This window comes from Pseudomonas sp. GCEP-101 (assembly GCF_025133575.1).
Taxonomy (GTDB): Bacteria; Pseudomonadota; Gammaproteobacteria; order Pseudomonadales; family Pseudomonadaceae; genus Pseudomonas; species Pseudomonas nitroreducens_B.
Map to the genome: position 1 here is coordinate 2,667,252 of NZ_CP104011.1, position 12,404 is coordinate 2,679,655.

At 68.5% G+C, this 12,404-nt stretch carries 12 protein-coding genes; 5 read left to right on the forward strand and 7 right to left on the reverse strand.

Annotation, left to right across the window (positions count from 1 at the left end; all coding sequences use genetic code 11):
* Positions 1-369 precede the first annotated feature (369 nt).
* Positions 370-1,476: a DUF6515 family protein gene (locus tag N0B71_RS12230; RefSeq protein ID WP_259759132.1), complete on the forward strand. Its 1,107-nt coding sequence runs from the start codon at positions 370-372 to the stop codon at positions 1,474-1,476.
* Here the strand turns inward: N0B71_RS12230 and N0B71_RS12235 are convergent.
* From N0B71_RS12235 to N0B71_RS12245, 3 genes are read right to left on the reverse strand one after another with little or no spacing between them, the layout of a single operon-like run.
* The gene (locus N0B71_RS12235) at positions 1,469-2,365 is read right to left on the reverse strand and encodes a cation diffusion facilitator family transporter (protein WP_259759133.1); all 897 of its coding nucleotides are present in this window, start codon (positions 2,363-2,365) and stop codon (positions 1,469-1,471) included. The genes N0B71_RS12230 and N0B71_RS12235 overlap by 8 nt on opposite strands.
* Entirely contained in the window at positions 2,365-2,877 is a 513-nt protein-coding gene (locus N0B71_RS12240; protein ID WP_259759134.1) for a DinB family protein, read from the reverse strand. The genes N0B71_RS12235 and N0B71_RS12240 overlap by 1 nt, the downstream gene beginning before the upstream one ends.
* 1 nt (position 2,878) lies before the next feature.
* On the reverse strand, positions 2,879-3,295 hold the full coding sequence (locus N0B71_RS12245) for a polyribonucleotide nucleotidyltransferase (protein WP_259759135.1): 417 nt from the start codon (positions 3,293-3,295) through the stop codon (positions 2,879-2,881).
* Between the two features lie 192 nt (positions 3,296-3,487).
* Between N0B71_RS12245 and hrpB the strand changes: the two genes are divergently transcribed.
* A complete protein-coding gene (gene hrpB / locus N0B71_RS12250) occupies positions 3,488-6,019 on the forward strand; it encodes an ATP-dependent helicase HrpB (protein ID WP_259759136.1) in 2,532 nt (843 codons plus the stop codon).
* 494 nt (positions 6,020-6,513) lie between these two features.
* Here the strand turns inward: hrpB and N0B71_RS12255 are convergent, their stop codons facing one another.
* Both N0B71_RS12255 and N0B71_RS12260 read right to left on the reverse strand, forming a co-directional pair.
* A complete protein-coding gene (locus tag N0B71_RS12255) occupies positions 6,514-7,278 on the reverse strand; it encodes a substrate-binding periplasmic protein (RefSeq protein ID WP_259759137.1) in 765 nt (254 codons plus the stop codon).
* A 103-nt stretch (positions 7,279-7,381) separates the two neighbouring features.
* Positions 7,382-8,464: an endonuclease/exonuclease/phosphatase family protein gene (locus tag N0B71_RS12260; RefSeq protein WP_259759138.1), complete on the reverse strand. Its 1,083-nt coding sequence runs from the start codon at positions 8,462-8,464 to the stop codon at positions 7,382-7,384.
* A 152-nt stretch (positions 8,465-8,616) separates the two neighbouring features.
* Between N0B71_RS12260 and N0B71_RS12265 the strand changes: the two genes are divergently transcribed.
* Complete coding sequence (locus tag N0B71_RS12265; protein ID WP_259759139.1) at positions 8,617-9,453, forward strand: SDR family oxidoreductase; 837 nt, start codon at positions 8,617-8,619, stop codon at positions 9,451-9,453.
* 277 nt (positions 9,454-9,730) lie between these two features.
* On the opposite strand, the gene N0B71_RS12270 is transcribed toward N0B71_RS12265, so the two are convergent.
* A complete protein-coding gene (locus tag N0B71_RS12270) occupies positions 9,731-10,162 on the reverse strand; it encodes a VOC family protein (protein ID WP_259759140.1) in 432 nt (143 codons plus the stop codon).
* Between the two features lie 87 nt (positions 10,163-10,249).
* Positions 10,250-10,900 carry a YciC family protein gene (locus tag N0B71_RS12275; protein WP_259759141.1) on the reverse strand — a complete coding sequence of 217 codons (651 nt, stop codon included), beginning with the start codon at positions 10,898-10,900 and terminating at the stop codon, positions 10,250-10,252.
* A 154-nt stretch (positions 10,901-11,054) separates the two neighbouring features.
* On the opposite strand from N0B71_RS12275, the gene N0B71_RS12280 reads away from it, so the two are divergent.
* Positions 11,055-11,795 (forward strand): DUF2076 domain-containing protein, encoded by a 741-nt coding sequence (locus N0B71_RS12280; RefSeq protein WP_259759142.1) that lies wholly within the window; start codon positions 11,055-11,057, stop codon positions 11,793-11,795.
* Positions 11,796-11,888: 93 nt separating this feature from the next.
* Positions 11,889-12,365: a LabA-like NYN domain-containing protein gene (locus N0B71_RS12285; protein WP_259759143.1), complete on the forward strand. Its 477-nt coding sequence runs from the start codon at positions 11,889-11,891 to the stop codon at positions 12,363-12,365.
* Positions 12,366-12,404 lie beyond the last annotated feature (39 nt).

Consider the following 12,404-nt stretch of genomic DNA (forward strand, 5'->3'; position numbering starts at 1 on the left):
TGTGAGCAATCTTAGCAATCATTTCCCCGCTCTGTCGCCGTACTATTTCTTCCAGATTCACAGCCCGGACATAACGTCCCCCTGCGATCCGCCCAATCAGGCGCTTCGCGGCCCGCCGACCCTACAGGATCGCGCCGGCCACCGGGCTACGCACTGCCCAGAAGGCGGAGCGAGGTGAGCCGGCGCCAACAGCGACGAGCAGGACGAGATTCCGGAAGGGAGGCTGACGAGCCTCCCTTTTTTCTTGCCTGTGATTTACCCCGCCATCTTTACCCTGACTTTACCCAGCGCCCCGCAATGCCGGCTTTGCAGCGTGGTCTATGGCAATGTCGCATCACTGTTTTCGGCCGTCGCCGAAGTGAGGATTCCATGAAGTCGGGTTTCGCGCGGTGCGCCTCGTTCGTTGTGCTTTCACTGGCCGTCGCGGTCCAGGCGCTGGCGGCCGATGGCCCCGATCCGCAAGGCCGCCCGCCGGCGAACGGTGGTGGCGGTCAGCCCCAGGGGCGCCCGCAGGGTAACAACGGCGGCCAGGAGCACGGACGCCCGCAGGGCAATGCTGGCGGCCAGTGGCAGGGGCATCCGCAAGGTAACAACGGCGGGCAGTGGCAGGGCCGTCCGCAAGGCAGCAATGGCGGGCAATGGCAGGGGCGTCCGCAGGGTAACAACGGCGGCCAGGAACATGATCGTCCGCAGGGCAATGCCAACGGACAATGGCAGGGCCATCCACAGGGCAACGCCAATGGGCAATGGCAAGGCCGTCCCCAGGGCAATGACGGCGGCCAATGGCAGGGCCGCCCGCCGGGCAGTACGGCTGGCCAGTGGCAGGGCGGCAATGCCGGGCAATGGCAGGGGCGTCCGCAGGGCAATGACCACGGCAGCCCCGGCTGGCAGGGCGGCGTGCGTCCCCCGTCGGCGGGCTGGCAGGCTCGCCCGCCGGCTTCCCACGGCAACTGGGGCCCCCATCCGTCCTACTGGCGGCCAGGCTATGTGGTGGACAGCATGCCGAGCGGGCACTACCGCGTGCCGTACCGCGGCAGCGACTACTACTTCAATGACGGCTACTGGTATCGCCCGTACGGCTCGCGCTACGTGGTGGTGACGCCGCCTTATGGGGTGCGCGTGCGCTACCTGCCGTCCTATGCCGAACAGGTGTGGATCGGCAGCATCGGCTATTTCCTCGCTGCCGGTACCTACTACCTGTGGCAGGCCAGCACGCAGGATTACCAGGTGGTGGAGCCGCCGCAGCAGGCGCCGGTCGCGGTGGCGCAGTCGGCCTACGACGTGATGGCCTACCCGATGTACAACCAGGGCCCGGACCAGCAGAACCGCGACCGCTACGAGTGCCACCGCTGGGCGGCCGACCAGAGCGGCTTCGACCCGGCGATGGCGAGCTATGCGCCGCCGGCCTACGTCGCCGACAACTACCGCCGCGCGCTGGGCGCCTGCCTGAGCGGACGCGGTTACAGCGTCAACTGATCGTTTCCTTGCCCACCACTTCCTGCGGGTCGGCGTGCACCAGCACCTCGGCCCGCGGGAATTCCTTGTGGATCGCCAGCACCGCCTCGTCGCACAGCTGATGCGCCTTCGACAAGGGCAACTCGCCGGGCAGTTCCAGGTGCAGCTGGACGAACCAGTGGGTGCCGGAAATCCGCGTGCGCAGGTCGTGGGCGCCGAGCACGCCGGGCACCTCCTTCACCAGTTCGAGCATGCGCGTGCTGACGTCCGCCGGCAGTTCCTCGTCCATCAGCACGGCGACGGATTCGCGGGCGATCTGGAAGGAGCTCCAGAGGATGTACAGCGCGATGCCCAGACCGAACAGGGCGTCCATCTGCTGCCAGCCGAACTCTGCCAGCAGCAATGCCACAAGGATGCTGCTGTTGAGCAGCATGTCCGAGCGGTAATGCAGGGAGTCGGCACGGATGGCGTTGGAGCCGGTGATCTTCACCACGTGGCCCTGCAGCACCAGCAGGCCGGCAGTGAGCACCAGGGACAGGATCATCACCCCGATACCCCAGCCGACCGCTTCCACGGGCGCCGGGTGCTGCAGACGGTCGAAGGCCTGCGCGCCGACCAGCAGCGCACTGACCGCGATGAACAGCGCCTGCGCCAACCCCGACAGGGATTCCGCCTTGCCGTGGCCGTAGCGGTGATCGTCGTCCGCGGGGCGGATGGCGTAATGCACCGCCAGCAGGTTGAGGAAGGAGGCGGCGCCGTCGAGCAGGGAGTCGGTGAGGCCGGCCAGCAGGCTGACCGAGCCGCTGAGCCACCAGGCAATGGCCTTGGCCACGATCAGGGTGGTGGCCACGCCGAGCGAGGCGAACGTCGCCAGCCTCATCAAGTGGGCGTGGCTGGCATATTTGAGCATCAGGTATCCAGGCGATCGGGCAGGAAGTAGATGTAGTCCAGCAGCGGCGCCTTCTGGCCCAGCGCGGTGAGCGCGGCGCTCATCTGCCCGCGGTGGTGGGTGCCGTGGTTGACCAGGTGCTGGACGATGTTCGCCAGGCTCTGGCGGTGTTCCTGCCCGGCCATGTTGCGGTAGTCCAGCTGGGTGCCGAGGGTGGCGTCGCTTTGCTTGCTCAGCCACAGGCGCCAGGCACCGACGCCGTCGTTGAGGAAGTCGGCGAGGCCGGCGCGATCCGGCGCGGCCTCGGCGTCGAGGCGTTCGAATTGCCAGGGCTCTCGCTGCACACGGGCGAACCAGATGCGATCGACCACCGCGAGGTGGTTGAGCGTGCCGTGCAGGCTGCTGAAGAACAGCCCGCGCGGTGCGCGGTAGGCCTCTTCATCCAGGGGCGCGACGGCCTCCAGGATGCGCGCATAGGCCCACTGGTGGTACGCCAGGAGTTGCTGAAGGTGTGAAGCGAGAGCGCCGTGCATGTCAGGCCTCCGGGCGCAGGCCCAGGCTGGCGAGTTGTTGGAGGCTGCCGCTGCGCTGGATCAGACGCGGGTCGTCCAGGGGCAGGCTGCGGCCGGTTTCACGCTCGAGGATCGCCTTGAGTTTAGCCTTGTCGACGCTGCCGTCTTCACTCACCGCATCCTTGAGTTTTTCCGGGGCGACCGAGTATTTCGCGTCGGGCAGGTAGATCGCGCCGGTGGCGAAGTCTACGCCGAAGGCGATCAGCCCCGGGATGATGTAGAACAACAGACCGATGGCGTCGAAAGCGACGATGGCCGGGTCGACGCGGCCGTCGATCTGGCCGCGGCGGTCGGGGTAGAACAGGGTGCCGCAAGCCGTCAGCTGGCTGAACAGGGCGGCGCTCAGAACTGCACAGGAGACTCGGGTGGCAAGACGCATGAAATAACCTCCGGGAGGACGATGCGGATAACTATAACAACGAGTTCTGAACCGCTGCTGGCAGTTTCGCATTAGGCAGCGCGCTCGTTGCTCCTATGACCGTCCGGTTGGCATTGCGGTTCGCCCGCTATAATCGCCGCCCCCCGTGAAGACCGGGTGACCGCCATCGACATTCGAGTTCCAGGAGCCGGCATGAACGCCCTTCCCATCGACAGCGTCCTTCCCGCCCTGCGCCAGGCACTGGCTGCGCGCCACGAAGTGGTGCTGGAGGCGCCCCCGGGCGCCGGCAAGACCACCCGCGTGCCGCTGGCGCTGCTGGAGGAGCCGTGGCTGGCCGGGCAGACGATCCTGATGCTGGAGCCGCGCCGGCTCGCCGCCCGCGCCGCTGCCGAGCGGCTGGCGGCGGAGTTGGGCGAGAAGGTCGGCGAAACCGTCGGCTACCGCATCCGCCTCGACAGCCGGGTCGGCCCCGCGACGCGCATCGAAGTGGTCACCGAGGGCATTCTCGCCCGCCGCCTGCAGGACGACCCGGCGCTGGATGGCGTGGGCCTGGTGATCTTCGACGAGTTCCACGAGCGCAGCCTCGATGCCGACCTGGCGCTGGCGCTGACCCTCAACGGCCGCGCGCTGCTGCGCGACGAACCGCCGCTGAAGGTGCTGGTGATGTCGGCGACGCTGGAGGGCGAGCGGCTTTCCGCGCTGCTGGACGATGCGCCGGTGGTGCGCAGCGAGGGGCGCATGTTCCCGGTGGATATCCGCTGGGGCCGGCCCTGGCAGGCCGGCGAGTTCATCGAGCCCCGCGTGGTGCAGACGGTGCAGCAGGCGCTGGCCGACGAGCCCGGCAGCCTGCTGGTATTCCTGCCCGGCCAGGCAGAGATTCGCCGGGTGGCCGAGCAACTGGGCGAGGCGCTGGCCGGCCGTTCGGACATTCTTGTGTGCCCGCTGCACGGCGAACTCGACCTCGATGCCCAGCGCGCCGCCATCGAGCCCGCGCCGACGGGCACGCGCAAGGTGGTGCTGGCGACCAACATCGCCGAGACCAGCCTGACCATCGACGGCGTGCGCGTGGTGGTGGACGCGGGGTTGGCGCGGGTGCCGCGCTTCGACCCGGGCAGCGGCATGACGCGCCTGGAAACCCAGCGCATCTCCCGCGCCTCCGCCACCCAGCGCGCCGGCCGTGCCGGGCGCCTGGAGCCGGGCGCCTGCTACCGCCTGTGGTCGGAGGCGCAGCACGACCAGTTGCCGGCCTATGGCGCGGCGGAAATCCTCCAGGCCGACCTCGCCGGGTTGGCCCTGCAACTGGCGCGCTGGGGCGTCGCCCCGCAGGAGCTGGCGTGGCTCGACCTCCCGCCCGCTGCCGCGTATGCACAGGCTCAGGACCTGCTGGAGCGCCTCGGCGCGTTGGCCTCCCGTGCTGGCGGCGGCAGCCTCACGCCCCACGGCCAGGCCATGGCCGAGGTACCGGCGCACCCGCGTATCGCCCACCTGCTGCTGCGCGGCCATGCGCTGGGGCTGGGGCCGCTGGCCTGTGACCTGGCCGCCTTGCTCGGCGAGCGCGACATCCTGCGCGGCAACGACGCCGACCTGCATCACCGCATCGCCTTGCTGGCTGGCGAGCAGAGCGGCCCGCGGGCCAGCCGCGGCGCGGTGCAGCGGGTGCGCCAGCTGGCGCGGCAGTTCAAGGGCTACCTGCGCGGCCCGGCCCGCGAGCCGGTCGCCGACCCGGATCATCCGCGCTGGCTGGGCGGCCTGCTAGCCTTCGCCTACCCGGACCGCATCGCCCGCCAGCGACGCGCCGGCGGCGGTGAATACCGCCTGGCCAACGGCCGCGCCGCGCTGTTCGGCGAGCCGGATGCACTGATGAGGGAAGCCTGGCTGGTGATCGCCGACCTGGGCAGCCGCCAGGGCCAGCGCGAGGAGCGCATCTACCTGGCGGCTGCGCTGGAGCCGGCGCTGTTCGACAGCATCCTGGCCGAGCAGGTCAGCGTCCACGACGAGCTGGAATGGGATGAACGCGAGGGCGTGCTGCGCGCCGAGCGTCAGCGCAAGGTTGGCGAGCTGGTGCTGTCCACCGAGGCGCTGCCCAACCTCGACGCGGAGGCCCGCAGCCGTGCGCTGCTCGGGCTGGTGCGGCGCAAGGGCCTGGAGCTGCTGCCGTGGACGCCGGAGCTGCGCCAATGGCAGGCGCGCATCGCCTTGCTGCGCCGATTGGAGAGCGAAAGCAAGGGCGCCAGCGAGTGGCCGGACGTCAGTGACGCCGCGCTGCTGGCTTCGCTGGAGGATTGGCTGCTGCCCTACCTGGGCAAGGTGTCGCGGCTGTCGCACTTCGCCAACCTGGAGTTGAGCGCGATTCTCCACGGGCTGCTCCCCTGGCCGCTGCCGCAACGCCTGGACGAGCTGGCGCCGCGCACGTTGCAGGTGCCCTCAGGCTCGAATATCCGCCTGGACTACAGCGAGTTTCCGCCGGTACTGGCCGTGCGCCTGCAGGAACTGTTCGGCCTGGCCGATACGCCGCGCATCGCCGGTGGGCGGGTGGCGGTGAAGCTGCACCTGCTGTCCCCGGCCCAGCGCCCGGTGCAGGTGACTCAGGACCTGGCGAACTTCTGGCGCAGCACCTACGCCGAGGTGAAAAAGGACCTGAAGGGCCGCTACCCCAAGCACTACTGGCCGGACGACCCGCTGATCGCCGAGCCGACGGCGCGGGCGAAGCCGCGCAAGAGCTGAGCAGAGCCTGTTTAGAGCAACAACTTGCAGGCCTGTACCGAGGGTTTCCTCTCTCCCTAACCCTGGCTGTGCGCCCCGCTCCGAAGGGAGAGGGGACTGGTCGGTGCAGGAGGAATCCATGGCGTCAGCCGGCACGGAAAGCTCCCTCTCCCTTCAGGGAGAGGGCGGGGGAGAGGGCAGGCCCCGGCACGAAATATCAGGTCGTAGCGGGCCATGCCCGCGATCGCGCGCATGGCGCGCTCCTACAGGTGGAGCCGGCCTCAGTCGGTGAAACGGGTGGCGATTCCGTAGGTGCGATTCATCCGTGATGGTCGGGAGTGGCAGGTGGCCAATCGCGGACAGAGTCCGCTCCTACCCCTGGATCAGGCTGCGCACGGTTTCGAAGGGCGACCGCTTTTCGTAGGAGCGAGCTTGCTCGCGAACCCTCCGAGCATCGGAGTGTGGCGGGTTCGCGAGCAAGCTCGCTCCTACAGGGGGCGACCCGGCCCTGTCGCTCAGGGCAATTTCATCTCGTAGCCGGCCGCCTGCAGTTCGTCGTAGGCGTGGTCCAGCCGTGCGCGCAGGCCTTCGGCGTCGGGGGCGTGGCGGGAGACGATGAGCTTGGTCGGTACGCTGTACAGGTTGTCGAAGGCCAGCGGCGGCATGTTCAGCTCGCGGCGCGCCTGTTCCACCGGCGTCTGGTAGTCGATCAGGTAATCGCCACGGCCGCGTTCGAGCATCTGCAGGGCAGCCGTGTGGGTGCTGGTGCGGTGCACTTCCAGCTTCAGCCGCGGGTCCTCGAGCATCTGCGTGATCGGCCGCCAGTAGCTGTAGCCGCTGATCAGGATCACCCGGCTGCCGGCCAGCCCCGCGGGCAGGGACGGGGAGGGGCGCGAGGCCAGGCGATAGAGGTTCAGCTCGACGTGGCCGAGTACGCGCTCGCATTCCAGTGTGCTGCCCGCCAGTTCGGGCTTGCCCGGCGCGCCGGCCCAGAGTTGCACGCTGCCGTCCTGCAGGCCGAGGTACAAACGGGCGCTGGGCAGCGGGCGGAAGTCCGCGCGGTAGCCTGCCTTGCGCAGGATCAGCCGGACCATCTCGGTGCCGCTGCCCTGGGCGGTGCCGTCCGCGGCGGTGTAGGTGTAGGGCGGGAATTCGTAATACCCCACGCTCAGCGTCGGCAGCGGATGCGGCAGCCGGTCGGCCAGTGTGGGCCGGTCGACGGCGAGGGCGTTGAGGCAGAGCAGGGCGACGATCAATCCGATCAGGCGGCGAAAGTGCATGGAGAACCGGGGGCATGTTGTCGTTGTTATGCGGCGCCGGCCGAGCATGGGGCCGCCGCGCCGTGCTTGTCCAGCGTGGCTCGGCGGCGATGTGCCGCAGCGCTCAGTGGGGCAGCAGCAGGCGCGCGGACAGCGGCAGGTGATTGGAGATGCGCAGCGTGTCATGACTGCGCACGCCGGCCTGCAGGCGGTTGAGGCTGGGGCTGTGGAACAGGTAGTCGAGGGTGCGGTCGGGCTTGTGCACGCGCGGGTCGTTGGGGAAGTGGGTGTACCAGGTGGCCTGGTCGGCGCCGCTGGATTCCTCCACCGCCGGGATGACCGGGAAGCGCGCCGCCAGCAGGTTCAGCTCGCTGTTGGCGCGGTACGGTGCGCGCAGCACTTCCGGCAGGTAGGGGTACTGGCCCAGCGGCAGCAGGCCGAGGTCGCCGCCCAGCAGCCAGGGGCGGCCGGACGCCTGCAGGGCGTTGAGGTGGGCTTCGAGCGCTTCCACCTGGCGCTGCGGGGTGTCGTCGCCGTTGGGCCGTTCCAGGCGGGTATTGATCACGCTGAGCTGGCCGCCGCCGCGTATCGGCAAATCGCTCTGCAGCATCGCCGGCTGCGGCGCGAACAGGCGCAGCAGCGGGATGGAGGAGCGCTGCGGCAGTGCGATGCGCTCGCCACGGGTGATCTGGAAGCGGCTGAAGGTCACCAGCTTGCGCCCGGCGCTACCAAAGACGTGGGGGTTGGGATCGAAGCGCGCCTTCCAGTCGAAGGCGGCGGTGGAGCAGGGGTAGAGGTCGGTGAGGCGGTCGCCGATCAGCGCCTGCTGGTCCTGCTTGCCGGTGGCGGCGGCGCCGTCGTCCACCTCCTGCAGCAGCACGACGTCCGGCGCTTCGTCGCGGATCACCCGCACGACTTCGTCGAGGCTGTAGGCGATGTCCTCGGGGCTGGGGCTGTCGTCCGGGCCGGTGGTGTCCGGCAGGTCGTCCCAGAAGATGTAGCGTTTGCCGGCCAGGTACTGGACGTTCCAGGTCATCACCTTCAGCGCCTGCCCGGGCTGCAATTGCGGCGCCGGGCCACGGCACTGGGCGGCGACGGCTTCGCGCTCGGCGGGGTGCCAGGCCAGCAGCCAGGCGGCAGCGGTGACGGCGAGCAGCAGGACGATGAACAGCAGGAACAGGACGCGGCGGCGAAGCGAGAGGCTCATGGGTGACCAGGGGCTATGCTTGTTGGTCCAGAGGATAGTGGCTGCGACTTTGTATTTCACCTCCGTGTTTGTTGTGGGAATTATCCTGAAACCATGTGAGATGTAGTTCGCAAGACGTCGACATCACGCCCTGCGTGCCTCAGGAGACCGTCATGCCCCGCACTCCGTTCTCTCCGTCGACCTACCGCCACAAGGTGGTGCTGGTCAGCGGCGGCTGTTCCGGTATCGGTCGCGCCCTGGTGCTGCGCTTCGCCCGGGCCGGCGCCCATCCGGTGATCCTCGATCTGGACCAGGCGGCGCTGGACAGCCTGGTGCAGCACCTGCGCGAGCACCTGAATGTCGAGGCGCTGGGCCTGCGCTGCGACATCGCCGAAGCGGAAGCGGTGCAGCGCGCGGTGGCGCTGGCCATCGAGCGCTTTGGCGGCATCGACGTGCTGGTGAACAACGCCGGCATCACCCATCGCAGCCTGTTCATCGAGACCGAGCTGGCGGTGTTTCGGCGGGTGATGGCGGTGAACTTCTACGGCGCGCTGCATTGCACCCAGGCGGCGTTGCCCAGCCTGCTGGCGCGGCACGGGCAGATCGTGGTGCTCAGCTCGCTCACCGGTTTCGCCCCGCTGCTCTATCGCAGCGCGTACAACGCCAGCAAGCATGCGTTGCACGGTTTGTTCGACACGCTACGCATGGAGCTGGACGGCACCGGCGTGGCCATCACCCTGGCGTGCCCGGGCTTCACCGCCACCGACCTGCGCAAGAATGCGCTGGTGGGCGATGGCTCGGTGATCCGCCAGCCGGCCGTGGTGCTTGGGGCGGAAGTGGCGTCGCCGCGGGACGTGGCGGAGGCGATCTACCAGGGCGCGCTGAAGCGTCGGCGCTTGCTGGTGCTGTCCAACGTCAACTGGCGCGCACGCTTGCTGGCGCGGTTCTTCCCGCGGCTGTTCGAGAAGCTGCTGGTGCCGAAGATGTCGGGGCTCAGGCCGGGGCACTGACTCTTGTTGTTAGGGCAATGTTTTCTTTCGGGGAGCTCTGTGCCCGTGCTTTCCCCTCACCCCAGCCCTCTCCCGGTGGGAGAGGGGGCCGAATGTGCCGGCTGACACCATGATTTCATCCTGCGCCGAGCGGTTCCCTCTCCCCCTGGGAGAGGGCTAGGGTGAGGGTTGGGCCGAGCGCAGAAATACCGCTTAGCAACGTAGGGCGCATAACGCCTGCGGCGTTATCCGCCGCAATGGAGGATAACCCGTTCCGGGTTATGCGCCCTACCAGTCATCAGTGCGAGTGCGTATCGAACCCGCCGCCGGCCAGCGCCATGTCCCAGAACGATGCCTCGATCTTGTGCCCGTCCAGGTCGCGGACGAAGCAGCCGTAGTAAGGCTCGCCATACTGCGGGCGTGGCCCTGGTGCTCCCTCGTCGGTCGCGCCGGCGGCAATCGCGGCGCGGTAGAAGGCGTCCACTTCCTCGCGGGAATTGGCCAGGAAGCCGATGTGCGTGCCGTTGCCGACGTTGGCCGGGCGCCCGTCGATGGGCGTTTGCACCCAGAACTCGGGGAACAGGCGCCCATAGGCCACCGCGCCGGGGTGTTGCATGATCGGCTGGCAACCCAGGGTCGGCAGCACCGCGTCGTAGAACGCCTGGGCGCGCGGGAAGTCGTTGGTGCCGATGGAAATGTGCGACAGGCAGCTGGGCGGGAAGTCGTTCATGGCGAGTCTCCATACTCGAAAAAGGAGACTCCAGCGTAGAACCCCGGCGCGGGTCGTGCCGGGGGATGTGTTGCGACGTGATGCCGCTCAGGCGGTCTGGCGCTCCAGCAGGATGAAGATGCGGTAGGCCGCCACCGTCAGCAGCAGCTGGAAGAACCCGCTCAGCGAATGCAGCGCGACGCTGAGCACCGGCGCATCCTGGCCGGCCTCGGTGATCCAGCCCTCGGCGATCCACACCGGGGCGAGAATCGCCAGGGAGGTCATCAGCAGCAGGAAGAAATGCCCGGTGGTCAGGGCGAAGCTCTCGCGCATCGCGTCGATGGGCGCGCGGCCGCGCTGCACCAGGAGGAATTCGGCGAAGGCCAGCTTGATCATCACGAAGATGCCCGGCAGCACCATCAGCGACAGGCCGAGCACGATCAGCAGCGAGGTGATCGCCGAGAGCAGGGCGAAGGCCGGCCACAGGCGCAGGGCGGCACTCCACAGTTCGCGCACGCCGCGCTCCACGCCCTCGCCGGCGTCGATCATGAACAGGATCAGGCTGGCGGTGTAGATCGGGTAGAACACCAGGCCGGCGGCCATGCCCCAGGGGGCGAAGTTCTGCGAGCCGGCGGCGACGTTGATCTGCTGCTGCACCAGCGTCTCGATGACGATCCAGGGCAGGCACAGCGGCACCAGGGTGCCCAGATGACGGGAAAAGAAAAACCAGGTGTCGCGGAGGATGGAAAGGGGATTCATCAGTAACCCGATACTGTCCGAGGGCTTCGACTCTAACTTAAGCAAACCCTCAGCTGAAGGCGCCAGAATTCTGCGCGTGGAACTTGTTTTTTTCCGACTCGTTCCAATCTCAGTCAGCAATGATCCACCCGCAGCGATCCATCCGAGGCCTGTCATGAATTCCGAAGAGCAATCCCTGATCGATGGTCTGTTCACCCGCCTGCGCGACGCCGAGGCGCAGACCGCGCCGCGCGATGCCCAGGCCGAGGCGCAGATCAACAAGCACCTGGTGCAGCAGCCGGCCGCGCCGTACTACATGGCCCAGGCGATGCTGATCCAGGAAGCGGCGATCAAGCGACTGGACCAGCGCGTCAAGGAGCTGGAGGCGGAGCAGGCGCGGGCGCAGGAGCAGCGTCCCAGCAGCGGCGGCTTCCTCGCCGGGCTGTTCGGCGGCGGGCAGAGCCAGGAGCCGCGCCCGGCGCCAGCGCAGCAGCGCCCCGACTGCTGGGGCCAGACGCGCTTCTCGCAGCCTGGCGGCGCGTCCTACGCCAACAACCCCGGCGCCAGCAACCCGAACGACTTCCGCCCGGCACAGGCGTCGCCTGCCGCGCCCCAGGGCGGCGGCTTCATGCGCGGGGCCCTGCAGACGGCCGCTGGCGTGGCCGGCGGGGTGATGGTGGCGGACCTGCTGACCAGCATGTTCCACCACAGCCAGCCGCAGGAGATCGTCGAGGTGATCCAGGAGCAGCCGCTGCAACCGGAGCTGTCGAGCTTCGATGACGGGCACGGCGATGACTCCCTGGGCGGCGATCGCTACGCCGACAATGGCTTTGCCGATACGAGTTACGACGACAGCAACAGCTTCGGCGACGATTCGAGCTTCTTCGGCGACGACGACGGCGACCTGTTCAGCTGAGCCCGTCATCAGGTCATCCCGTCCGCCGGGGCTGGCGGGGGCTGCGCGCTGTGCCGATAATGCGCCCCCGCTGTCCGTGTCCCGGAGTATTCGTTGAAGACCATCGCCCTGTTCGCCGACGTGCAGAACCTCTACTACACCGTGCGTCAGGCCTACGGCTGCCACTTCAACTATGCCGCCCTGTGGGCCGAGCTGAGCGCCCAGGGCACGATCGTCCAGGCCTATGCCTACGCCATCGACCGGGGCGACGCGAAGCAGCAGCAGTTCCAGCAGATCCTGCGCAAGCTGGGCTTCACCGTGAAGCTCAAGCCCTACATCCAGCGCGCCGACGGTTCGGCCAAGGGTGACTGGGACGTCGGCATCACCATCGACATCCTCGATGCTGCGCCCCAGGTGGACGAGATCGTCCTGGCCTCCGGCGATGGCGATTTCGACCTGCTGCTCGACCGCGTCCGCGCCGGCGGCACCGATGCCACCGCCTACGGCGTGCCGGGTCTTACCGCCCAGGCGCTGATCCGCGCGGCCAGCCGCTACGTGCCCATCGAGGGCGCGCTGCTGCTGCGTTCCTGACCCTTGCGGCTACAATGCCGCCCATTCCGATTCGTTTTC